Here is a 22,110-nt window from a genome sequence, read left to right as displayed (position 1 = left end):
GGCACCACTGACAATCCCCCGGCCCCTTGTGTTGAACATGTTCAAAAAGCGGTCTAGAGTCATCCCCGACAGCGTTTTGAACGTGTTCAAGAAGGGTGGGGCAATGGACCGCACGGTCGTCGCCTACGTCATCTACCTGCTGATCAGCATCGGTCTGACCATCTGGGTGGCCCGCACGCTCAGCCGGAACGGGAGGATCTTCCTCGCCGACGTGCTGCACGGCAACGAGAAGCTCGCCGACGCCGTCAACCACCTCCTGGTGGTCGGCTTCTACCTCGTCAACCTCGGGTTCGTCGCGCTGTACCTGAGCGGCGACGGGACCATCACCGACACGCGCGGCGTCTTCGAGGCCCTGTCGACCAAGCTCGGTGTGGTGCTGCTGGTGCTCGGCGTGATGCACCTGGCCAACGTCTACGTGCTCAACCGGATCCGGCGGCGCGGTGCCATGGAGCGCGAGCAGGTTCCGCCGGTGCCGCCGCAGGGCTGGGCCGCCCCGCAGGCCCAGGCCTGACCGGAGAGCGGCATGAACGCCACCGGCACGAACACGACCGGCACGAACGCACCCGCACCGGTCCGCCGGCTCACCGTCCTGTACGACGCCGAGTGCTCCCTGTGCGCGTTCCTGCGCGACTGGCTCCTGCGGCAGCCGAAGCTGGTGCCGCTGGAGCTGGTCCCGGCCGGCTCCGAGGAGGCCCGGCGGCGGTTTCCCGGCCTCGACCACGGCGCCACCTTGGAAGAGATCACCGTCGTCGGGGACGCCGGGCAGGTGTACCGGGGCCCCGCCGCCTGGATCGTCACCCTGTGGGCGCTGCGCGAGCACCGGCCGCTCGCCCACCGGCTCAGCACCCCGTCCGGCGCCCGGCTCGCCAAGGGCGCGGTGCTGGCCGCCGCCAAGTGGCGCGGTGCCCAGTGGAACCGAGGCCAGGGAAGCGGGGCGCGGTGGGGCGGCCGGGTGTACCGGCGGGCGGACGGGTGGGCGTACGACCCGGACGCCGGCTGGACCTACACCGCGCCGGGCTGCGCCGACGGCAGCTGCGCCCCTCGCCGGGCGCCGGGCCGCTGACGTTAGGCTCTCTTCCCGTGTCCGCGAAGAACGACGGCCCCGACGACGGCGCCACCCCGAGCAAGTCCGAGCAGACCCGCGCCCTGATCCTGGAGACGGCCATGCGCCTGTTCCAGGAGCGCGGCTACGACAAGACGACGATGCGGGCCATCGCCAAGGAGGCCGGGGTCTCCGTCGGCAACGCGTACTACTACTTCGAGGGCAAGGAACACCTGATCCAGGGCTTCTACGACCGGATCGCCGCCGAGCACCAGGTGGCGGTCCGGGCGATCCTGGACCAGGAGACCGATCTGGAGGCCCGGCTCGCGGGCGTGCTGCGGGCGTGGCTGGACATCGCCGCCCCCTACCACGAGTTCGCGGTGCAATTCTTCAAGAACGCCGCCGACCCGGACAGCCCGCTCAGCCCCTTCTCCCCGGAGTCGGAGCACGCGCGCGAGGAGGCCATCAGCGTCCACCGGGAGGTGCTGGCCGGGGCGACGAAGACCAAGGTGGCCGAAGAACTGCGGGACATCCTGCCCGAGTTGATGTGGCTGTCCCAGATGGGCCTCGTCCTGTACTGGATCTTCGACCGGACCGAGGGCCGGGAGCGCAGCTACCGGCTCGCCGAGCGCGGGGCCCGGCTCACCGCGCGGGGCGTCGCGCTGGCCCGCTTCCGGGTAATGCGGCCGCTCGTGCGCGAGGTGCACGAGCTGTTCACGGACTTCCTGCCGGGAATGACCCGGGCGGTCCCGGACCCGGCCGGGCGGCGGAGCGACTCCTAGGGCCGCGACAGGCAACGTTTGCCCGTCAAGGAGCGGCGTCCGGTGCGTGCTCTGGGGGTCCCCCCGGCCGAAGGCTGGGGGAGTGCCGCCCCGGAAGCCCTTGTACTGGACGTACTTGGGCTTTCGGGCGGTGCGGCGAGAGGGCGTCCCGGGCGTCGCGACGGGGCGAACGTTGCCTGTCGCGGCACTAGGGCCCGGAGCGCCGGCGGCAGGAGCACATCAGAGCTGTGTGAGGCTCCAGAGCCGGAACACGCCCGTACCGTCCGACAGGTACTGGCCGCCGCCGATGTCCTCGGTGGTGACGACGTACTCCTTCCCCTGCCACAGCGGCAGCACCGGCACGTCCTGGGCGACGGTCTGCTGCACCGACTGGAAGTCCCGGTCGGCCTCGCCACGGTCGGCGTAGCGCCGGCTGTCCTTGATGAGCCGGTCGACGGTCTTGCTGCTGTAGCCGGTGTTCATGGCGCTGCCGGTGCCGACGAGCGCGGCTTGGAAGGTGTCCGGGTCGGGGAAGTCGGCGACCCAGCCGACGGCGTACGCGTCGAGCTCGCCGCTCGCCCAGCGCTTCTGGAAGTCGGTCCACCCGTAGCCCTTGAGGGTGACCTTGAACAGGCCGCTCGCCTCCAGCTCCCGTTTGATCTCGGCGGCCTCCTGTTCACCGGCGCCGCGGCCCTCGGCGTAGCCGTAGGTGAAGCGGACGGGCAGGGTCACGCCGGCCTGGTTGAGCAGCTTCCGCGCCTTCTTCCGGTCCGGCTCGGGGTAGTCGTCGAAGAACGAGGCGGTGTGGCCGGTGAGGCCCGCCGGGATCAGCGAGTACAGCGGGTCGACGGTGCCGTCGTAGACGGTGGCGGCCAGCCGCTCGCGGTCGATCAGCCAGGCCATGGCCTGCCGGACCTTCGGGTTGTGCAGGGGCTTGCCCGCGCGGGTGTTGAAGTACAGGTTGCGGGTCTCGGAGCCGTCCGCCTCGAAGACGCGCTGCGCGGGATCGCTCGGGTTCAGGCCGGCGAGGACCGCGGGCGGCAGTTGGTCCGTCGTGACCTCGACGCGCTTGTCCTTCCACGCGGTGTCCAGGGCGGCGGGGGTGGCGTAGTAGCGCAGTTCGACGGGCCTGTTCGCGCCGCCTTTGACCACGCCCCGGTAGCGGCTGTTGGGCGCGAGGACCGCCTTGGTGTCCTTCGTGTAGCTGGTGAGCTTGTACGGGCCGGTGCCGTCGACCCGGCTGCCGGTGCGCAGCTTGCCGGCCGGGTACGCGGTGTGGTCGACGATCGAGCCCGCGCCGGTGGCCACCTTGAACGGGAAGGTGGCGTCGGGCGTGGACAGGTGGAAGGTGACGGTCAGCCCGTCGGCGTCCACGGAGCGGAGGGTGTCGAGCAGGGACGCCGGGCCGACCGGGGACTTGATCTTCATGATCCGGTCGAAGGAGTACTTCACGTCCTCGCCGGTCATCTTCCGGCCGCTCGGGAAGGTGAGGCCGGAACGCAGTCGGCAGCGGTACGTGGTCAGGGTGCCGCCGGTGAACGCGCAGCTCCTGGCAGCGTCCGGTACGGGTGCCGTCCCGCCCGGGGCGAAGGTGAGCAGCGACTGGAAGACGTTGCTGAACAGCGCCCAGGAACCGGCGTCGTAGGCGCCGGCCGGGTCGAGGGACGTGACGGCGTCCGTCGTGCCGACCGTGATGGCCGTGCCGTCCTTCTTCGACGGCACGAGCTGCCAGGCGCCCACACCCACGGCCGCCAGGACGAGCAGTCCCGCGAGTATCCGCATGCGAACCGATCGCATCGGCCTTGCCCTCCCAGGCCCGTGGGCCCTTGTGCCAGTGCCACACCCCTTTGTGGCGGCCTCACCCAATCACAGGAGTTCGAGCGAGCGGAAGGGAGATCTGCCGAGTTGGGAAAGAACTTACCGATGGGCGTTTCGGTCCGGTTTCACAGCGTTCTCACAGGCTCAGGCCTGCTGCGACGCAAGCTCGATCAGGGTGATGTCCGACGGTGCCCCCACCCGGGTGGGCGGGCCCCAGGCGCCCGCGCCGCGTGAGACGTAGAGCTGGGTGTCGCCGTAGCGCTCCAGGCCCGCGAGGGTCGGGTTCGCGGCGGCGGCGACGAGGTTGCCGGGCCAGAGCTGGCCGCCGTGGGTGTGGCCGGACAGCTGGAGGTCGACGCCGTGCTCGACGGCGTCGTGGATCTGCACGGGCTGGTGGGCGAGCAGCACGCACGCGCGTGCCGTGTCGCGGTCGCCGAGGGCCCGGGCGTAGTCGGGGCCCTGGCCCTCGTCCTCGCCGGCGACGTCGTTGACTCCGGCCAGGTCGAAGTACGGCATCTCCCTGCGGGCGTTCTCCAGCGGGACGAGTCCGAGGCGGCGGACCTCCTCGACCCACTGCTCGGCGCCGGAGAAGTACTCGTGGTTCCCGGTGACGAAGTAGGACCCGTGACGGGCCTTCAGCTGCGCCAGCGGGGCCGCCGCGGGGCCCAGGTCCTTGACGCTGCCGTCGACCAGGTCGCCGACGACCGCGATCAGGTCGGGCTGGGTCGCGTTGATCGTGTCGACGACCTGCTGCGCGAAGCCGCGGCCCAGGACCGGGCCGAGGTGCACATCACTGACCACGGCGATCCGGTACCCGTGCGCGGCGCGCGGCAGTTTGGCCAGGGGCACGGTGACCCGCTTCACCTTCGGCCCGCGCAGCACGCCGTACGTCCCGTACCCCACGGTCCCGACGGCAGCGGCCGCGGCGGCCCCGGCGACGACCCGTGAGACGAAGAGACGGCGGGAAGGGCCGGCGGGAGCGGAGGCGGTGCTGTCGGTGGCGTCCGGGGTGGTGAGCGGCTGCGGGGAGCTGTCGGGGGTGGCGGGGGCGGGGCCGGCCTGGGCGTGAGGGGCGGTGGCGGGAGCGGTCACCGTGCCACCGGGGTCGGCGTGCGTGGCGGTCGCCGCCACGGCCGTGGGTGCACCGCCGGGCGCACCGGCCCCGCCGTCCGGCTGCGGGCCGCTCGCCATCGCGGACAGGGGTACTTCGCCGGCCCGGTCCGTCTGTGGTGCGGCAGCGGGCTCACCGGCGCCGCCGGGCGCACCCGCACCGCCGGGCGCACCGGCACCGGGTTCGGAGCCCGCTCCGCTCGCCCTCGCCCGCCGTTCGAGGAACCACCGCAGCACTGGCCGTACGGCCTCCCCCGCAACGACCGCCAGCAGCAGGTATATCGACAGGGCCAGCCACAGGAAGCCCGGCCAGGCCAGGACCTGTTGGAGCCAGAAGGGGGCGCCGGTGCGTTCGGCCACGAGAGCCGTGATCGCGAGGAGCCAGCCGCCGGCGATCAGGGCCGCGCCCGTGCGGCGGGTGGGGCCCGGGCCGCGGGTCGTGTCGCGGAACAGGCGGCGCCACACGTACCAGTTGGCCGTCACGATGACGGCCAGGACGAGCGTTGCGACGAGTACGAAGACGATGGCCACGGTGTCGTGTCTCCCGATTGCCGTTATGACGTCCGGCGCAGTGCGCGCAGACCACGCAACCCGATGGCCCCGATGACCGTCCCCAATACGAAGGAAACGACGGCGAGCAGCAGGTGCACCCAGAAGTACGCCGTGGGATGACCGTCGTCGAAGGCGAGTCCGCTGCTGTCCTTGACAAGGTTCTTGACGAAAGTGATCCAGATGACCCAGCTCCACACCCCGAAGGCGAGCAGGAACCAGGAGACGGGGCGGCTGAGCTTCATGGCTCCAGTATCGCCAGTGCCTGTCCGGTTCCGTTCGCGGGGTGGGGGCGGAGGCGGGACTTCCTTGCGTACTGCATGTACGTTTCCGGTCGTGCCCGCTCCGAAGAAGACCGTCAGGCGATCCCTGCTGGTCACCTCCGCCGCCCTGTCGTCCCTCGCCCTGGCCGCGCCCGCCGCCGTCGCCGCCCCGAGCCCCTCGGGCAGTCCGTCGGCGAGCCCGTCGGCCACTCCCCCGGCGTCGATGTCGACCGTGGGCGGCGCCCGGCTCGGGCAGCCGGGCACGCAGGTGAACCTGGCGAGCGGCGTGCCGGTGCTGCCGAAGGACGTGAGCGCCCGCTCCTGGATCGTCGCCGACGCCGAGTCGGGTGACGTGCTGGCCGCGCACAACGCGCATTGGCGGCTGGCCCCGGCGAGCACGCTGAAGATGCTGTTCGCGGACACGCTGCTGCCGAAGTTCCCGAGGACGGCCAAGCACAAGGTCGTCCCCTCCGACCTGGCGGGCATCGGCTCGGGCTCCAGCCTGGTCGGGATAAAGGAGGACGAGACCTACACGGTCCACGACCTGTGGCTCGGCGTCTTCCTGCGCTCCGGAAACGATGCCGTGCACGTGCTGTCGGCCATGAACAAGGGCGTCGACAACACCGTCAAGGAGATGAACGAGCACGCCGAGGAGCTCCAGGCCCTCGACACGAACGTCGTCAGCCCGGACGGTTACGACGCCGAGAAGCAGGTCTCGTCCGCCTACGACCTGACGCTGATCGCCCGCTCGGGGCTGCAGAAGAAGGACTTCCGGGAGTACTGCTCGACGGTCAGCGCGAAGTTCCCGGGCCAGACGAAGAAGAACAAGAAGGGCAAGCCGGTCCGTGAGTCCTTCGAGATCCAGAACACCAACCGGCTGCTGAGCGGCGACGCGGGCCTGCCCGTCTACCAGGGCATCGCCGGCGTCAAGAACGGCAACACCACCAACGCCGGTGCCACCTTCACCGGTGTCGCCGAGCGGGGCGGCAAGGTGCTGCTGGTGACGGTGATGAATCCGCAGAAGCAGGAGCACAACGAGGTCTACAAGGAGACCGCACGACTGTTCGACTGGGGCTTCAAGGCGGCCGGAAAGGTCCAGCCGGTGGGTGAGCTGGTGCCGCCGAAGAGCGCCGCGCAGGCCAGTTCCCAGCCCGGCGCGAACCCTTCAGGAGAGGCCGGCGGCTCCGGGAGCGGCGCGGGCAGCACGGCTGGGACCGGTTCGAAGCCGGTGGCCAGCGGCCCGGGCGTGGGCGGCTCCAGCGGCATCGGGATAGCGCTCGGCATCATCGGCGGTGTGCTGGTGCTGCTCGCGGGCGGCGCGTTCCTGGTCAACCGCCGTTGGCCGCTGCCGGATCTGGTACGCCGCCGGACCCGCCCCTGACGTCCGGGACGTCCGGCACGCCCTGGAGCTCGTCCTCCTTGCTCTGCGTCGCCGTCCAGGAGGCGCAGAACAGCACCAGCTTCGAGGTGAAGTTGATCCACAGCAGCAGCGCGACGGGCACGCCGAACGCGCCGTACATGCTCTTCGCGGCCACGCCCTGCAAGTAGCCGCTGAGCAGCAGTTTCAGCAGTTCGAAGCCGACCGCGCCGGTCAGCGCCGCCACGAACAGGCGGTGGCGCGTGGGCTCGACGCCGGGCAGCAGCGTCAGGACGTAGAGCAGCAGCAGGAAGTCGGCGAGCACGGCGATCAGGAACGCGGCGATGTGCAGCAGGACGCCGCTCCAGCCGCCCTCGTCGATGCCCAGGTGCCGGGTGACCCAGCCGATCATCGCGGAGGCGACGGTGGAGGCGGCGATGGTGACGAGGAGCGCGCCGCCGAGGCCGATCAGGACGCCCGCGTCCTTGGCGTAGCGAAGGACCGGGTTCTCCTCCTCGTCGGGCAGCTCCCACACCCCGCGCAGGCACTCGCGCATCGAGCCGGCCCAGCTGACACCGGTGAAGAACAGCAGCGCGCCCGCGATGAGGCCGATGGCGCCGGCGTTGTCCACCAGGCCGGCGATGTCCAGCTGGTCGGAGATGCCAGGCACCTGCTCGGCGAGCTTGTCCTGGAGCTTGTTCTGCTGCTCCGTGCTGAGCGTGCCGGCGGCGATCGTGGCGGACACCGTCAGCAGCGGGAACAGCGCCACGAAACTCGTGAAGGTCATCGCGGCGGCCAGCCGCGTCCACTTGACGCGGTCCAGCCGCTCGTACGACCGCCACGCGTGGGTGATCATCAGCCGCTCCGCCCACGGCCCGATGACCGGGAGCCTTTTCAGCCAGTCCATGATCCGACTCTGCCCTCCGCCCTGAAGACCCATGTACGGGTACCCCAGAACCGCAGAATCGTGGCCAGCGCCATGCCGATGACCGCGCCGGAGAGGGTGTCGGCGCGCTGGGAGGTGAGTCCGAGGCCGTAGTGGCTGACGGTGAGGCAGAGCAGTTGGACGGCGGCGCCGGCGAGGTTCACCGCGCAGAAGGCGGCGTACGGGCGCAGGCCGCTGATCCGCCTGTCCCGGTAGGTGCCGAGGGCGTTGCCCGCGTAGGCGACCGAGCAGGCCGCGACGAAGGACAGCGCCTTGGCGGTGAGCGGACCGAGTCCGGCGGGGCCGCGCAGACAGGTGAACACGGCCAGGTCGACGGCGTAGGCGAGCAGACCGACGGCGGCGAACCCCAGGAGCTCCCGGCGGCCGGGGGCCGTGGGGCCCGACCACGCGCGCGTGGTCACCAATTGGCCACCGCCAGGCCGTACATCGCCACCCACACCAGGCCGATGAGGGCGAGCGCCCGGTCGCGCAGGACGACGTCCTCCGGTTCGCCGGCCGTGCCCCGGTCGGCGAAGACGGCGTACCGGAGGATCGCGAGGATGAAGGCGACCATGGACAGCTGCCGCCAGGGCAGCACGCTGGTGTGCGGGACGCCGCCCTCCTCCATGGCCCACAGGCAGTAGCCGAGGACGGCGGCACCGGCCGCGAGCTGCCAGACGAAGCGGAGGTAGCCGGTGGTGTACTCGGTGAGCAACGCGCGGGTGGCGCCCGCCTTTCCGGCCATCTGCACGGCTTCGGAGTAGCGCTTGGCCGCCACCATGAACAGCGCGCCGAAGCCGGTCGTGATCAGGAACCAGCGCGACAGCGGGATGCCTAGGGCCACCCCGCCGATCATCGCCCGCATGAGGAAGCCGGTCGTGACGACGGCGAGGTCGACGACGAGGACGTGCTTGAGGCTGACGCAGTAGGCCAGTTGCATGCCGAGGTAGGCGGTCAGCAGGGCGGCGACGGCCGGGGAGCAGAGCCAGGCCGCGGCGGCGGGCGCGAACAGGCCGAGGCAGCCGCCGACGGCGTAGGCGAGCGGCACCGGGACCTGTCCGGCGGCGACCGGGCGGTGCCGCTTGGTGGGGTGGGCGCGGTCGGCCTCGGCGTCGCGGGCGTCGTTGACGAGGTAGACGGCGGCGGCGCAGGCGGTGAAGAGGACGAAGACGAGGGCGAGTTGCAGCAGAGCGTGCCGGGAGAAGAGCTCGCCGGCGGCCGCCGGGGCGGCGACCACGAGGACGTTCTTCACCCACTGCCGGGGCCGCGCGGTCCGCAGGAGACCGGCCAGGAGACCGCCCTTGCTCGGTGGCGCGGACGGCTCGCCGTGGGTGCGCTGCCGCAGGATGGCCGTCTCAGCCATGGTGGGCCCCTCCCCTCATCCAGCGGGCGCCGAGCCGGGCCGTGAGCGCGCCGAGGGCCGCGCCCGCCGCGACGTCCGAGGGGTAGTGGACGCCGGCCACCAGCCGTGAGACGCACACGGCGGCGGCGAGCGGCGGGACGGTGCGCGCTCCCAGGGCGCCGAAGGCGACGGCGGCGGCAGCGGCGGAGGTGGCGTGCGAGCTGGGGAAGGAGTGCCGGCCGGCGGTGCGCACCAGGGGCTCGACGTGCGCGGGGCGTGGGCGGCGCACGACCCGCTTCACCCCGATGCTGACGAGGTGCGCCCCCGCGGTGAGTGCCGTACCGCGCAGCCAGGCGCCGCGTCTTTGGCCGTCGGCGGCTGCTCCGGCGACTCCCGCCGCCAGCCAGAGCGCCGCGTGTTCCCCCGCCCAGGACAGGGCGCGTGCGGCGCCTGCGACGCGTGGGTCGGTGCCGCACGCCCTGAGCGCCGAAACGATCCGGTGATCCATGTCGTGCAGGTCGTCGAGGTCGTCCATGTGGACTCACTGTTCACGCCCACCTGGCCTGAAGTCCGGCAATATTGAGCGACATCCCATTAATCACCCGTTTCGGGGAGGGACGCCATGTTCTCGAACTAATAGCTCACACAGGGGCGATACGGTCACGGGCATGTCTGCCGACACCGATTCCGGCCCGGACGTCATGGGCCTGGACCGCACCACCGTCACCGGCTGGGGCCGCACCGCTCCCACCGCCGCCCGGCTGATCCGCCCGCGGACGTACGAGGAGGCCGCGGCGGCCGTCCGCGACTGCGGGGCCCGCGGCGGGATCCCCCGGGGCCTGGGGCGGGCGTACGGGGACGCGGCGCAGAACGCGGGCGGGTCCGTGCTCGACATGACGGGCCTGGACCGCGTCCACGCGATCGACGCCGACGGCGGCACCGTACTGTGCGACGCGGGCGTCTCCCTGCACCGGCTGATGGAGGTGCTGCTGCCGCTCGGCTGGTTCGTGCCGGTCACCCCCGGCACCCGCTACGTCACCGTCGGCGGGGCGATCGGCGCCGACATCCACGGCAAGAACCACCACGTCTCGGGCTCCTTCGCGCGGCACGTGCTCGCCCTCGAACTGCTCACCGCCGACGGCGAGATCCACACGGTGATCCCCGGCACGCCGCTCTTCGAAGCGACCGCCGGCGGCATGGGCCTGACCGGGGTGATCCTCACCGCGACGATCCGGCTCCAGCCGGTCGAGTCCTCGCTGGTGTCGGTCGACACCGAACGGGCGGGGGACCTGGACGACCTGATGGCCCGGCTGGCGGCCACCGACCACCGCTACCGCTACTCGGTCGCCTGGATCGACCTGCTGGCCCGGGGCGCCGCCACCGGCCGCGCGGTCCTCACCCGCGGCGACCACGCGCCCCTTGACGCGCTCCCGGCACGGCTGCGCCGGAATCCGCTCGCCTTCCGCACCGCGCGCCTCCCCTCCGCCCCCGGCGTCCTGCCCGAGGGCCTGCTCACCCGGACGACCGTGGGCCTGTTCAACGAGCTCTGGTACCGCAAGGCCCCCCGCGCGCGGACCGGCCAACTCCAGCGGATCTCCGCCTTCTTCCACCCCCTGGACGGCGTGCCGCACTGGAACCGCGTCTACGGGCGGGGCGGCTTCGTTCAGTACCAGTTCGTCGTCGGCTACGGCCAGGAGGACGCCCTGCGCCGCATCGTGCGCCGGATCTCCGAACGCCGCTGCCCGTCCTTCCTGGCCGTCCTCAAGCGCTTCGGGGAGTCCGACCCGGGGTGGCTGTCCTTCCCGGTGCCCGGCTGGACGCTGGCGCTGGACATCCCGGCGGGCCTGCCCGGCCTGGGTGCCTTCCTCGACGAACTCGACGAGGAGGTCGCCACCGCCGGCGGACGCGTCTACCTCGCCAAGGACGCCCGGCTGCGCCCGGAACTGCTCGCGGCCATGTACCCGCGCCTGGACGACTTCCGCGCCCTGCGCGCCGAGCTGGACCCGCACGGGGTATTCGTGTCCGACCTGGCCCGCCGCCTCCATCTCTGAGCGATCCCTAGGAGCTGTCATGAAGGACGCCTTCGGTCTCCCCCAGTCCCTGCTCGTCCTCGGCGGTACGTCCGAGATCGCGCTGGCCACCGCCCGCCGGCTGATCGCCCGCCGCACCCGCACGGTCTGGCTGGCCGGCCGCCCGTCACCCGCCCTCGAGGAGGCCGCCGGGCAGTTGCGCGGGCTGGGGGCGGACGTGCACACCGTCGCCTTCGACGCGCTCGACCCCACCTCCCACGAGGCCGTGCTCGGCAAGATCTTCGCCGAGGGCGACATCGACATGGTGTTGCTCGCCTTCGGCCTCCTCGGCGACCAGGCCCGCGACGAACGCGACCCGGAGGCGGCGGTGCGGGTCGCGCAGACCAACTACACCGGCGCGGTCTCGGCGGGCCTGGTGTGCGCCCGCTCGCTCCAGTCCCAGGGGCACGGCTCGCTGGTCGTGATGTCCTCCGTCGCGGGCGAGCGGGCCCGCCGCGCCAACTTCATCTACGGCTCCAGCAAGGCCGGCCTCGACGCCTTCGCGCAGGGCCTGGGCGACGCGCTGCACGGCACGGGCGTGCACGTCATGGTCGTCCGCCCCGGCTTCGTGCGGACCCGGATGACCGCCGGACTGCCCGAGGCGCCGCTGGCGACCACGCCCGAGGCGGTGGCGACGGCCGTCGAGCTGGGGCTGCGGCGTCGCTCGGAGACGGTGTGGGTGCCGGGCGCGCTGCGCGTGGTGATGGCGGCGCTGCGGCACCTGCCGCGCGGGGTGTTCCGGCGGCTGCCCGTCTGATCCGCGAGCGGATCAGCGGGTGGGGACCGAGCCGCGCTCCACGCGGCCGGTCTGCGGGGGGACCACCGAGCCGCCGAAGGGGAACTCGCGCAGCTTGCGCCAGACGCCGTCGGCGCCCTGCTCGTAGAGGGCGAAGCCGGTGCACGGCCACTCGGCCTCGTAGCCGGCGAGTTCCTCGAAGGCGCGGTCCATCGCCGCTTCCTCGATGCCGTGCGCCACGGTGACGTGGGGGTGGTACGGGAACTGCAGTTCGCGTGCGGCCGGCCCGGCGGGGTCGCGGACCTGCTCCTGGAGGCGGGTGCAGGCCTCCGCGCCCGAGACGACCCGGACGAAGACGACCGGGGACAGGGGCCGGAACGTGCCGGTCCCCGACAGCCGCATCGGGAACGGCCGGCCGGCCGCGGCGACCTCGGCCAGATGCGCTTCGACGGCCGGCAGGGCGGACTCGTCGACCTCCGTCGGCGGCAGCAGGGTGACGTGCGTGGGGATGCCGTGAGCCGCGGCGTCGCCGAAGCCCGCGCGCAGCTGCTGGAGCTCGCTGCCGTGAGGCTCCGGGACCGCGATCGAGACACCGATCGTTACGGTCCCCACGTCGTCTCCTGTCGTTAAGTTTGCGGGTCGCTGATACGACCACCCGGTTATCGACTGTACGGCCACGACCCGGTTCCAGGCAGGCGCAACGGAAGTGATGTACAGCGCTGTGCGGCGGTACGGCCGTGCGCGGGAGCGGGTTCAGTGCTTGGCGGGCAGGAAGCCGACCTTGTCGTACGCCTGGGCGAGGGTCTCCGCGGCGACGGCGCGGGCCTTCTCGGCGCCCTTGGCCAGGATCGAGTCGAGCGTCTCCGGGTCGTCCAGGTACTGCTGGGTGCGCTCCCGGAACGGCGTGACGAAGTCGACCATGATCTCGGCGAGGTCCGTCTTGAGCGCGCCGTACATCTTGCCGGTGTACTTCTCCTCCAGCTCGCCGACGGTCTCGCCGGTGAGGGTCGAGTAGATCGTGAGGAGGTTGCTGATGCCCGGCTTGTTCTCGGCGTCGTAGCGGATCACCGTGTCGGTGTCCGTGACGGCGCTCTTGACCTTCTTCGCGGTGGCCTTCGGCTCGTCGAGGAGGTTGATGAGGCCCTTCGGCGTGGACGCCGACTTGCTCATCTTGATCGACGGGTCCTGAAGGTCGTAGATCTTCGCCGTCTCCCGGAGGATGTACGGCTTCGGGACGGTGAAGATCTGGCCGAAACGGCCGTTGAAGCGCTCGGCGAGGTCACGGGTGAGCTCGACGTGCTGGCGCTGGTCCTCGCCGACCGGGACCTCGTGCGCCTGGTAGAGCAGGATGTCCGCGACCTGGAGGATCGGGTACGTGAACAGGCCGACGGAGGCGCGCTCGGCGCCCTGCTTGGCGGCCTTGTCCTTGAACTGGGTCATCCGGCTCGCCTCGCCGAAGCCGGTGAGGCAGTTCATGACCCAGGCGAGCTGCGCGTGCTCGGGGACGTGGCTCTGGACGAAGAGCGTGCAGCGGTCCGGGTCCAGCCCCGCCGCGAGCAGCTGGGCGGCGGCCAGGCGCGTGTTCGCACGCAGGTCCTTCGGGTCCTGCGGGATGGTGATCGCGTGCAGGTCGACGACCATGTAGAACGCGTCGTGGGTCTCCTGGAGGGCCACCCACTGGCGGACGGCGCCGAGGTAGTTGCCGAGGTGGAACGAGCCTGCGGTGGGCTGGATTCCGGAGAGCACGCGGGGTCGGTCAGAGGCCATGTTGCCCATTGTCTCAGAGGGCCGTGGGTGCTTTCGGCGGGTGGGGAACCGCGGACCGGTGGGCACCGTTCGCGCAGTTCCCCCGCGCCCCTTACGGGGCGCTTCAGCCGAGGTCGATCTCCGGGTACAGGGGGAAGGCCGCCACCAGGTCCGTCGCGCGGTGGCTGATCTCGTCGGCGATCTTCGCGTCGAGGACGTGGGCCGCCTTGGAGGGGGCGCCCGACTTGGTCGTGCCCGGCTCCGTGGTGGTGAGGACGCGGTCGATCAGGCCGGCGACCTCGTCCATCTCCGCCGTGCCGAGGCCGCGGGTGGTCAGGGCCGGGGTGCCGATGCGGATGCCGGAGGTGTACCAGGCGCCGTTCGGGTCGGCGGGGATCGCGTTGCGGTTGGTGACGATGCCCGACTCCAGCAGCGCGGCCTCGGCCTGGCGGCCGGTGATGCCGTAGGAGGAGGCGACGTCGATCAGGTTCAGGTGGTTGTCCGTGCCGCCCGTCACCAGGGTCGCGCCGCGGCGCATCAGGCCCTCGGCGAGGGCGCGGGAGTTGTCGACGATGCGCTGGGCGTAGTCGCGGAAGGACTCCTGGCGGGCCTCCGCGAAGGCGACGGCCTTGGCGGCCATGACGTGCGGGAGCGGGCCGCCGAGGACCATCGGGCAGCCGCGGTCGACCTGGTCCTTGAGCGAGTCGTCGCACAGGACCATGCCGCCGCGGGGGCCGCGCAGCGACTTGTGGGTGGTCGTCGTCACGATCTGGGCGTGCGGGACCGGGTCGAAGTCGCCGGTGAGGACCTTGCCCGCGACCAGGCCGGCGAAGTGCGCCATGTCGACCATGAGGGTCGCGCCGACCTCGTCGGCGATCTCCCGCATGATCCGGAAGTTCACCAGGCGGGGGTAGGCCGAGTAGCCCGCGACGATGATCAGCGGCTTGAACTCGCGGGCCGAGGTGCGCAGGGCCTCGTAGTCGATGAGGCCGGTGGCCGGGTCCGTACCGTAGGAGCGCTGGTCGAACATCTTGCCGGAGATGTTCGGGCGGAAGCCGTGGGTGAGGTGGCCGCCGGCGTCCAGGGACATGCCGAGCATGCGCTGGTTGCCGAAGGCGCGGCGCAGCTCCGCCCAGTCGGCCTCGGAGAGGTCGTTGACCTGGCGGGCGCCGGCCTTCTCCAGGGCCGGGACCTCGACGCGCTGGGCGAGGACCGACCAGAAGGCGACGAGGTTGGCGTCGATGCCGGAGTGCGGCTGGACGTAGGCGTGGCGGGCGCCGAAGAGTTCCTTGGCATGCTCGGCGGCGAGGGACTCGACGGTGTCGACGTTGCGGCAGCCGGCGTAGAAGCGGCGGCCGATGGTGCCCTCGGCGTACTTGTCGCTGAACCAGTTGCCCATCGCCAGCAGCGTGGCCGGGGAGGCGTAGTTCTCCGAGGCGATCAGCTTGAGCATCTCGCGCTGGTCGGCGACCTCCTGGCCGATGGCGTCGGCTACGCGCGGCTCGACGGCGCGGATGACGTCGAGGGCGGCGCGGTAGGCGGTGGAAGCGGTGGAGAGGGGCTCGGCTGGCATGTGGGACCTCCGGACGTTGCGTTCAGCGTTCACGGTACGGCCCAGGCGCACGGCTCTCTCTGCTCGGGCCGCTCCCCGATGGTTTGTCCCATCCCAGCGCGCCAGTCACGGCCCGTGGATCAGGGTACCGGGTGAGGGGGCGGGGGAGCATCTGCGGGGCGCTCTTCGCTGCCGGGTGCGGGTGCTTTGTGGCTGATCGCGCCCACGCGGCGGAGCCGCATATGTCACAGCCCCGCGCCCCTGAGGTACGTCCGCCTGAGCCCCGTCTACAAGATCACATGGGGCAGGAATCGTGCGTATTCGTCCGTGACCAAACCGGAGGACTCGCGGATGCCCAGGCCCGCCGACTCGTTTTCGACCACCCACGCGCCCAGGACCACTCGGTTGCCGTCGAAGTCGGGGAGCGGGGCCAGTTGCTGGTAGCAGCACGGTTCGTCGCGGAGGGTGGGGGTGGACCCGGGCTCGTGGATCGTGACGCCCGCGCCCTCTCGGCCCAGCAGGGGCTTGGCCGCCCAGCCCTTCGCGGGCAGGTCCCTGGGGCCGTCCAGGTAGGCCGGGAGGAGGTTGGGATGGCCGGGGTACAGCTCCCAGAGGACGGCCAGGAGCGCCTTGTTGCTGAGGAGCATCTTCCAGGCCGGCTCGATCCAGAGGGTCGTGCCCGTGCCTCCGCCGTTGTCGAGGGTGTCCAGGACGTGGTCGGCGAAGCGGTCGGTGGTGAGCCACTCCCAGGGGTAGAGCTTGAAGATGCTGCGGATGAAGTGGAGGCGGTTGTCGACGAAGCGCCCGGAGAGCCGGTCCCAGCCGATCTCCTCCATGGAGATCCAGTCGGTGGCCAGGCCCGCCTGCTCGGCCGTTTCCTTGAGGTAGGCGACCGTCATCATGTCCTCGCCGAGTTCGTCGGCGGAGGAGTACGCGAAGTACAGCGGGCTGCCCGGCGGGAGGAGGGCGGCCTGTTTCCGCCAGGCGTCGATCAGGCGTTCGTGGAGGGAGTTCCACTGGTCGGCGCCGGGGAAGCGGTCCTCCATCCAGAACCACTGGGGGGACGCGGCCTCCACCAGTGAGGTGGGGGTGTCGGCGTTGTACTCCAGGAGCTTGGCCGGGCCGGTGCCGTCGTAGCGGAGGTCGAAACGGCCGTAGACGGAGGGGAGTTCGGCGCGCCGGTGCCAGGACTCGGCGACCGTCCGGGCCAGGCGCGGGTCGGTGATGCCCAGGTCCGCGAAACGGTCCTCCGTGACGATGTGGTCGGCCGCCGCCAGGCACATGCGGTGGAGTTCCTCGACGACCTCCTCCAGGGCCTCGATCTCCGGGAGGGTGAAGACGTAGTAGGCGCTTTCGTCCCAGTAGGGGCGCAGGGAGTCGTCGGGGTAGCGGGTGAGGGGATAGATCAGGCCCTGTTCCTCGACGGTCTGCTGCCAGCCGGGGCGGGGGGTGATGGTGTGGCGTTCCATGCGTACGCCCCCGGTCAGCCGCCGCCGCTGCCGGAGCCCGAGCAGCCGAAGCCGCCCCGGTCGACGGCCTCGCTGCGGCTGAAGGTGCCGTTGTCGGCGTAGCGGCCGCTGACGTCGGCGTCGTAGTACCAGTCGGCGTTCGAGGTGGTGGTCCCGCCGGTCTTCTTGCGGCTCTTGCCGGAGGAGGACGAGGAGCCGGACTTGCAGTTCTTGTCGGCGACGATCTTGTAGCCGTTGATGTAGTCGTAGCTGTCCCGGTCCACGCAGCGGCGGTCCGGCTCGGAGCCGCACGCGGACAGGGCAGCCGCCAGGACCCCCATGCCGCCCAGCACCACCGTGCTCGAGCGCAGTCGCCGCCGTGTTTCAGCCATGCGTGTGTCTCCCCGTGTCCCCGTCGTGTACCGCGTATCCCTGTCATGTACTGCCGAGCGGTCAGCCTAGAGACCGGCGTGAGCGGGCGCGCACGGCCCCCTGGCTCACACGCCCTCCCCACTGTCGTTTTGTGATTTTTGGAAGCGTGTGGGCCCTTGGTTCGGCGGTCTGCTTCGGCGCGGCGACGGTGTCGCGCTGCGGTCGTTTGCCGATCTACGCCGTGGGGGCGGCGCCGGCCGTGTGACTCGGGGACCGTCCGCGGCCCAGACGCCGGTCGAACAGGAGCAGAGGCCGGAGGCCGAGGGGTTTCCACCTGCTGAACAGCTTCACGTTCCGGACGATCGGAAAATTGTTTGTTGAATCTTGAACGCGGGTTAACCGCTTTCCGTATGGGATGGCGTGACCAGCAATCCCGTCACGGTCACCGTGGCCTATCGCGTGACGCCGGGCCGTGCGGCCGACTTCCACTCCTGGGGGTGGGCCATGCTGGGCGCGACCGCGCGGCAACCGGGGTTTCTGGGGGGTGGGGTACTTGTCGACGGAGGGGCGGAGTGGCATGTCGTCTATCGCTTCGCCAGCGAGGGTTCGGCCCTGGCCTGGGAGAAATCTTCCTCCCGGGCCCAGTGGGACGCCCGGCTGGAAGGGCTCGCCCAGGAGGCGGCGCGCAGGCGGGTGCGGGGAGCCCGGGCCTGGTTCGAGGCGCAGACTCTGACTCCCGCGCCACCAGCGCCGCCATCGAAATGGAAACTGTGGTTCGTGAATATGAGCGCGGTTTTCCCGCCAGTGCTCCTGTTCAATCTGACGGTGCTTCCCTATCTCGGTGACCTCAATGCACTGTTCCGCACGTTGTTGTTATGCCTGTGCGTGACGGCCCTTGTCACCTGGATTCTCATGCCGCGGCTCCAGCGTTTCTTCAGGAAATGGCTGTACCCGTCGCTCCAGGCGCTCCGCGGTCGGCACAAACGCCGGGCCATGTAGGCCCGCGAACGAACAGAGGGAGGTGGGCGGGTGAAGACCCTGCTCATCGACAATTACGACTCGTACACGTACAACCTGTTCCAGCTGATCGCCGAGGTCAACGGCGAGGAGCCGGTGGTCGTCCGCAACGACGCCGCCGCCGACGGGGTGCCGGATCTCCGGGAGTTCGACAACCTGGTGGTGTCCCCGGGGCCCGGACACCCGGCGGACTCGCGTGACTTCGGCATCGCGGCCAGGCTGGTCGCGACCTCCCCGGTTCCCGTGCTCGGCGTGTGTCTCGGCCATCAGGGGATCGCGCTCGGGGAGCGAGGGGTGGTGGGGCCCGCTCCGGAGCCGCGGCACGGGCATCTCTCCACGATCCGGCATGACGAGCGTGATCTGTTCCAGGGCCTGCCGCAGAACTTCACCGCGGTCCGCTACCACTCGCTGTCCGTGCGCGAACCGCTGCCGGAGATGCTGGAGGCCACGGCCTGGGCGGAGGACGGCGTCCTGATGGGCCTGCGGCACCGGACGCGGCCGCTGTGGGGCGTGCAGTTCCACCCGGAGTCCGTCCTCACGGAGTTCGGCCACCGCATGCTCGTGAACTTCCGCAACCTGACCGCGAAGCGGGCCGGCAAGCTGCGCACGAAGAACACGGCGGTGCCGTCCCCGGAGGCGGTCCGACGCCGGGTGGCGGTACCGGAGTGGGAGGCGGGGGTGTCGCTGTCGCTGTCGCTGTCACCGGCAGCGGACCGTCGGCCTGCGGCTGCGGCTGCGGCTGCGGCCGCGGTCCCGGTGGCGGGGGTGGCCGCGTCCGACGCCGGGGGCGGGGAGTCGGGCGGGGGCGCGCCGTCCGGAGGGGCCATGTCACCCTCCGGGGCCGGTCCGTCCGCGGGGGCTGGGACACCCGTCCCCTCCGGCGCCGGCGCCCCTCCCGCCGCCACCATCCCCCGGCCCCGCCGGCCTCATCGGGTCGGGTATCGGCTGCACAGTCGGCGGATCGCCGGGGCCGTGGACGCCGAGGCGGCGTTCGGGCGGATGTACGCCGGGGCCCGGCGGGCGTTCTGGCTGGACAGTTCGCTCGTGGAGCCGGGGCGGTCGCGGTTCTCGTTCTTCGGGGACGGCAGCGGGCCGCTCGCCGAGTTCGTGCGGTACGACGTCGAAACCGGGCGCTGTGAGATCGAGCGGGCGGGGCGGCCGGTGAGGAAGGTCGCGGCCAGTGTCTTCGACTACCTCAAGCGGCAGTTGAGCAGCCGCCGCGTGGACGCGACCGGGCTGCCGTTCGACTTCACCGGAGGGTACGTCGGCTACTTCGGCTACGAGGTGAAGGCGGACTGCGGGTCGCCCAACCGGCACCGCTCCCCCGTCCCGGACGCCGCCTGGCTGTTCGCCGACCGGGTGATCGCGGTGGACCACCAGGAGGGCTTCACGTACGCCGTCTGCCTCGCGGAGGACACCCCACAGGCCGCGCGGGAGGCCGCCGACTGGCTGGAGAGCGCCCTGGCCGACCTCACGTGCGTGGCGACGCAGCGGCCGCCCCTGCCCGTGGCGCCCACCCCGGCGGACCCCGGCGCCGCCGAGCCGTGGCTGGTGCGCGACCGGGCGACGTATCTCGCGGACATCGAGGCGTGCCAGCGGGAGTTGCGGGCGGGCACCAGTTACGAGGTCTGCCTGACCAACGCCGCCCGGTTGCCCGCTCCGCCCGACGCGCTGGAGTTCTACCGGACGCTGCGCCGCGACGACCCGGCCCCGTACGCGGCGTTCCTGAGGTTCGGGGAACTGGAGGTGGCCGGGTCCTCGCCCGAGCGGTTCCTGCGGATCGGGCGGGACGGCACCGCCGAGGCCAAGCCGATCAAGGGGACCGCGCCGAGGGGCGAGGGGCCCGAGGAGGACGCCCGGCTGCGGGACGCGCTGGCGACGGACGCCAAGACCAGGGCCGAGAACCTGATGATCGTCGATCTGCTCCGCAACGACCTGGGCCGGGTCTGCCGGACGGGCTCGGTGCGGGTCTCCAAGCTCATGGCCACGGAGACGTACGCCACCGTGCACCAGCTCGTCTCGACCGTGCAGGGCAGGCTGCGGGCGGACACGGACGCGGTGGACTGTGTCCGGGCCTGTTTCCCCGGCGGTTCGATGACCGGCGCGCCGAAGCTGCGCACGCTGGAGATCATCGACTCGCTGGAGTCCGAGGCCCGGGGCGTGTACTCGGGGGCCCTCGGTTACTTCGGATGCGGCGGCGGCGCGGACCTCGGCATCGTCATCCGTACGGCCGTGTTCGCCGACGGCCAGATGCACCTGGGCGCGGGCGGGGCGATCGTCCTCGGCTCCGATCCGGACGCGGAGTACGACGAGATGCTGCTGAAGACCGCGGCCCCGATGCGGGCCCTGCACCGGCACACGGCCGACCGGAACCGGCGACAGGCCCCGCCGGGAGACCGGGCCGGGGCCGCCGAGGAGGCACGGCGATGACCAGTCCGCAAGCCCTGCTGCTCCCCGCCGAGGCCGAGGCGCCCGGGAACCTCGCGGCCCAGCTCGCGGAACGCGCCGAGCGGCGCGGGTGGGGCGGGCGGACCGCCTTCCACCAGGGGCACCGGGCCTGGACCCACGGCGAGGTGCACGACCTCGCGGCCCGGGCCGCCACCGTGCTCGCCGGACACGGGGTACGCCCCGGGGACCGTGTGCTGCTGGCGCTGCCCGACTCCCTCGCCTGGGTGACGGCCTTCCTCGCCACCGCCCGTCTCGGCGCCGTCGCGGCCCTGGTCAACCCGGAACTCCCCGCGGCCGACCACGCGTTCCTGGCCGAGGACACCGGGGCCGCGCTCTGCGTGACGGGTCCGGGCCTGGAGGAGCGGTTCGCCGGACGGGCCCGTCTGGGCGCCGACCAGCTGATGGCGCTCGCCCCCGCCGCCGAGCCCGCGCCCGCCCACCAGGCCGACGCGCACACCCCGCTCTACGTCCAGTACACCTCCGGCACCACGGGCCGCCCCAAGGGCGTCGTGCACACGCACGGCGATCCGCGGACGTACCACGACCTCGTCGGCCGGCGGGTGCTGCGGATCACCGCGGACGACGTCACCCTGTCGGTGTCGAAGCTGTTCTTCGCCTACGGCTTCGGCAACGCCTTCGTCTTCCCGCTGTTCTCCGGCTCGTCCGCGGTGCTGGTGGACCGGCGCCCCACCCCGGCGACGATCGACGAACTCGTCGCCCGGCACCGGGTGACGCTGCTGTATTCCGTGCCGTCCGCGTACGCCGCGCTGGTGGCCGAGCGGGGCCACGGGCACGAGGGCTGTTTCGCCTCGGTACGGGCCGCGGTGTCGGCCGGGGAGGGACTGCCGGAGGGGCTCGCCCAGCAGGTGACCGCGCTGCTCGGCGCGCCCGTGCTGGAGCAGATCGGCTCCACGGAGGCGGGTCACGCGTTCTGCGCCAACGGCTTCGCCCACAACCACCCGGGGACCGTCGGCCGTCCCGTGCCCGGCTTCGAGGTGGAGCTGCGGGACCGGGACGGCCACCCGGTGCCGGACGGCGAGGAGGGCGAGATGTGGGTGCGCGGGCCGACGGTGACGCCCGGCTATCTGAACCGGCCCGAGGAGACCGCCCAGGCCCTGGTCGGCGGCTGGCTGGCCACCCGCGACCGGGCGCGCCGCGAACCGGACGGCTCCTTCCGGCATCTGGGCCGGGCCGACGACATGGAGATGGTCGGCGGCATCACCGTCTCCCCGCTGGAGGTGGAGGCCGTGCTGCGCGGCCATCCGGCGGTGCGGGAGGTGGCGGTCGCGGCTGTGCCCGACGGGCGGGGCGCGAGCCGGCTGCGGGCCTTCGTGGTTCCCGCGTCACCGGTGCGGAACGGCCTGGCGGACGAGCTCCTCGGCCTGGCGCGGGAGAGTCTCGCCGCGTTCAAGGTCCCCCGCAGCGTCAGCTTCGTCCCGTCGCTGCCGCGCACCCCGACCGGGAAGCTGCGCCGCCATCAGGTGCGACGGGGAGCCTGGTGAAACCCGCAGAGAGCCTGGTCAACCCCGCGGAGGGGCGCCCGGTGAACCCCGCA

At 71.9% G+C, this 22,110-nt stretch carries 21 protein-coding genes and 1 riboswitch; of the genes, 9 read left to right on the top strand and 12 right to left on the bottom strand.

What is annotated here, in order from left to right:
* Positions 1–103 precede the first annotated feature (103 nt).
* The 3 genes from AC07F0_RS10915 to AC07F0_RS10905 are packed head-to-tail and all read left to right on the top strand — an operon-like array spanning position 104 to position 1,824.
* A complete protein-coding gene (locus AC07F0_RS10915; protein ID WP_478976966.1) occupies positions 104–511 on the top strand; it encodes a hypothetical protein in 408 nt (135 codons plus the stop codon).
* A gap of 12 nt (positions 512–523) precedes the next feature.
* Positions 524–1,063: a thiol-disulfide oxidoreductase DCC family protein gene (locus AC07F0_RS10910; RefSeq protein ID WP_478976963.1), complete on the top strand. Its 540-nt coding sequence runs from the start codon at positions 524–526 to the stop codon at positions 1,061–1,063.
* Positions 1,064–1,080: 17 nt separating this feature from the next.
* A complete protein-coding gene (locus tag AC07F0_RS10905; protein ID WP_478976960.1) occupies positions 1,081–1,824 on the top strand; it encodes a TetR/AcrR family transcriptional regulator in 744 nt (247 codons plus the stop codon).
* Positions 1,825–2,043: 219 nt separating this feature from the next.
* Here AC07F0_RS10905 and AC07F0_RS10900 read toward each other — a convergent pair whose 3' ends face one another.
* The 3 genes from AC07F0_RS10900 to AC07F0_RS10890 form a co-directional block, all read right to left on the bottom strand.
* Positions 2,044–3,600: an ABC transporter substrate-binding protein gene (locus AC07F0_RS10900; protein ID WP_478976958.1), complete on the bottom strand. Its 1,557-nt coding sequence runs from the start codon at positions 3,598–3,600 to the stop codon at positions 2,044–2,046.
* Positions 3,601–3,765: 165 nt separating this feature from the next.
* Positions 3,766–5,262, bottom strand: a complete 1,497-nt coding sequence (locus AC07F0_RS10895) for a metallophosphoesterase (protein ID WP_478976955.1) — start codon at positions 5,260–5,262, stop codon at positions 3,766–3,768.
* A gap of 23 nt (positions 5,263–5,285) precedes the next feature.
* On the bottom strand, positions 5,286–5,525 hold the full coding sequence (locus AC07F0_RS10890; protein ID WP_086604478.1) for an SCO4848 family membrane protein: 240 nt from the start codon (positions 5,523–5,525) through the stop codon (positions 5,286–5,288).
* A gap of 91 nt (positions 5,526–5,616) precedes the next feature.
* On the opposite strand from AC07F0_RS10890, the gene AC07F0_RS10885 reads away from it, so the two are divergent.
* Positions 5,617–6,924, top strand: a complete 1,308-nt coding sequence (locus AC07F0_RS10885; RefSeq protein WP_478976952.1) for a D-alanyl-D-alanine carboxypeptidase family protein — start codon at positions 5,617–5,619, stop codon at positions 6,922–6,924.
* Here the strand turns inward: AC07F0_RS10885 and AC07F0_RS10880 are convergent.
* From AC07F0_RS10880 to AC07F0_RS10865, 4 genes are read right to left on the bottom strand one after another with little or no spacing between them, the layout of a single operon-like run.
* Positions 6,872–7,807, bottom strand: coding sequence for a YihY/virulence factor BrkB family protein (locus tag AC07F0_RS10880; RefSeq protein ID WP_478976949.1), 936 nt, complete (start codon positions 7,805–7,807; stop codon positions 6,872–6,874). The two genes, AC07F0_RS10885 and AC07F0_RS10880, sit on opposite strands and share 53 nt — an antisense overlap.
* Positions 7,795–8,247, bottom strand: coding sequence for a GtrA family protein (locus AC07F0_RS10875; protein ID WP_478976946.1), 453 nt, complete (start codon positions 8,245–8,247; stop codon positions 7,795–7,797). Before AC07F0_RS10875 ends, AC07F0_RS10880 begins: the two co-directional genes overlap by 13 nt.
* Positions 8,244–9,188 carry a decaprenyl-phosphate phosphoribosyltransferase gene (locus AC07F0_RS10870; protein ID WP_478976943.1) on the bottom strand — a complete coding sequence of 315 codons (945 nt, stop codon included), beginning with the start codon at positions 9,186–9,188 and terminating at the stop codon, positions 8,244–8,246. Before AC07F0_RS10870 ends, AC07F0_RS10875 begins: the two co-directional genes overlap by 4 nt.
* Positions 9,181–9,702, bottom strand: a complete 522-nt coding sequence (locus AC07F0_RS10865; RefSeq protein WP_478976940.1) for a phosphatase PAP2 family protein — start codon at positions 9,700–9,702, stop codon at positions 9,181–9,183. The genes AC07F0_RS10870 and AC07F0_RS10865 overlap by 8 nt, the downstream gene beginning before the upstream one ends.
* 133 nt (positions 9,703–9,835) lie before the next feature.
* On the opposite strand from AC07F0_RS10865, the gene AC07F0_RS10860 reads away from it, so the two are divergent.
* Together AC07F0_RS10860 and AC07F0_RS10855 are read left to right on the top strand one after the other, a co-directional pair.
* Positions 9,836–11,218, top strand: coding sequence for an FAD-binding protein (locus tag AC07F0_RS10860; RefSeq protein ID WP_478976938.1), 1,383 nt, complete (start codon positions 9,836–9,838; stop codon positions 11,216–11,218).
* Positions 11,219–11,237: 19 nt separating this feature from the next.
* Entirely contained in the window at positions 11,238–11,993 is a 756-nt protein-coding gene (locus AC07F0_RS10855; protein ID WP_436731016.1) for an SDR family NAD(P)-dependent oxidoreductase, read from the top strand.
* 12 nt (positions 11,994–12,005) lie between these two features.
* On the opposite strand, the gene AC07F0_RS10850 is transcribed toward AC07F0_RS10855, so the two are convergent.
* The 5 genes from AC07F0_RS10850 to AC07F0_RS10830 form a co-directional block, all read right to left on the bottom strand.
* Positions 12,006–12,584, bottom strand: coding sequence for a 2'-5' RNA ligase family protein (locus AC07F0_RS10850; RefSeq protein WP_436731015.1), 579 nt, complete (start codon positions 12,582–12,584; stop codon positions 12,006–12,008).
* Between the two features lie 141 nt (positions 12,585–12,725).
* Complete coding sequence (trpS, locus tag AC07F0_RS10845) at positions 12,726–13,739, bottom strand: tryptophan--tRNA ligase (protein WP_436731014.1); 1,014 nt, start codon at positions 13,737–13,739, stop codon at positions 12,726–12,728.
* 103 nt (positions 13,740–13,842) lie between these two features.
* The gene (locus AC07F0_RS10840; protein WP_478976935.1) at positions 13,843–15,324 is read right to left on the bottom strand and encodes a glycine hydroxymethyltransferase; all 1,482 of its coding nucleotides are present in this window, start codon (positions 15,322–15,324) and stop codon (positions 13,843–13,845) included.
* Positions 15,324–15,410: riboswitch (ZMP/ZTP riboswitch) on the bottom strand. Its footprint overlaps the gene before it by 1 nt.
* A 147-nt stretch (positions 15,411–15,557) precedes the next feature.
* On the bottom strand, positions 15,558–16,739 hold the full coding sequence (locus AC07F0_RS10835; RefSeq protein ID WP_478976932.1) for a glutathionylspermidine synthase family protein: 1,182 nt from the start codon (positions 16,737–16,739) through the stop codon (positions 15,558–15,560).
* 14 nt (positions 16,740–16,753) lie between these two features.
* Positions 16,754–17,110, bottom strand: coding sequence for a hypothetical protein (locus AC07F0_RS10830; protein WP_478976929.1), 357 nt, complete (start codon positions 17,108–17,110; stop codon positions 16,754–16,756).
* Between the two features lie 400 nt (positions 17,111–17,510).
* On the opposite strand from AC07F0_RS10830, the gene AC07F0_RS10825 reads away from it, so the two are divergent.
* The 3 genes from AC07F0_RS10825 to AC07F0_RS10815 are packed head-to-tail and all read left to right on the top strand — an operon-like array spanning position 17,511 to position 22,057.
* A complete protein-coding gene (locus tag AC07F0_RS10825; RefSeq protein ID WP_478976926.1) occupies positions 17,511–18,089 on the top strand; it encodes an antibiotic biosynthesis monooxygenase in 579 nt (192 codons plus the stop codon).
* 30 nt (positions 18,090–18,119) lie between these two features.
* On the top strand, positions 18,120–20,537 hold the full coding sequence (pabB, locus tag AC07F0_RS10820; protein ID WP_478976923.1) for an aminodeoxychorismate synthase component I: 2,418 nt from the start codon (positions 18,120–18,122) through the stop codon (positions 20,535–20,537).
* Entirely contained in the window at positions 20,534–22,057 is a 1,524-nt protein-coding gene (locus AC07F0_RS10815) for an AMP-binding protein (RefSeq protein WP_478976920.1), read from the top strand. The genes pabB and AC07F0_RS10815 overlap by 4 nt, the downstream gene beginning before the upstream one ends.
* Positions 22,058–22,110 lie beyond the last annotated feature (53 nt).

The organism is Streptomyces sp. NPDC045955, assembly GCF_056430805.1.
The sequence above is the reverse complement of the archived record's forward strand: the minus strand, read 5'-3'. Positions and strand labels throughout refer to the sequence as shown.